1 protein-coding gene is annotated in these 435 nt (G+C 66.7%); it reads left to right on the top strand.

Features of this window, described 5'->3' with window-relative positions; all coding sequences use genetic code 11:
• Window positions 1-435, top strand: a 435-nt coding sequence (locus KTN05_RS17870) for a calcium-binding protein (RefSeq protein ID WP_371823409.1), incomplete at both ends; no start/stop codon positions are given.

Genomic DNA, 435 nt, shown 5'->3' on the forward strand with positions numbered 1-435 from the left:
CTGATCGTCGAGAACGCGAACGAGGGTTGGGACACGGTCGAGACCTGGAACCACTACACCCTGACCGCGCATGTCGAGGTGGTCCGGCTGATGGGCGCGAACAACGTCAACGCCGCCGGCAACGAACTGGCGAACCAGTTGATCGGCAATGCCGGGAACAACCAGATGTGGGGCGGCGCGGGCGACGACACGCTGGCGGGCGGCCCGGGCAACGACCTGCTGGTGGGCGACGCCGGCAATGACCGCCTTGGCGGCGAGGCGGGCTTCGACACGCTGCGCGGCGGTTCCGGCAACGACACCTATGTCTTCGACGGCGTGGACCTGATCGTCGAGAACGCGGACGAGGGTTGGGACACGGTCGAGACCTGGAACCACTACACCCTGACCGCGCATGTCGAGGTGGTCCGGCTGATGGGGACGAACAACGTCAACGCC

It is taken from the genome of Paracoccus sp. Z118, assembly GCF_019061185.1.
GTDB lineage: Bacteria > Pseudomonadota > Alphaproteobacteria > Rhodobacterales > Rhodobacteraceae > Paracoccus.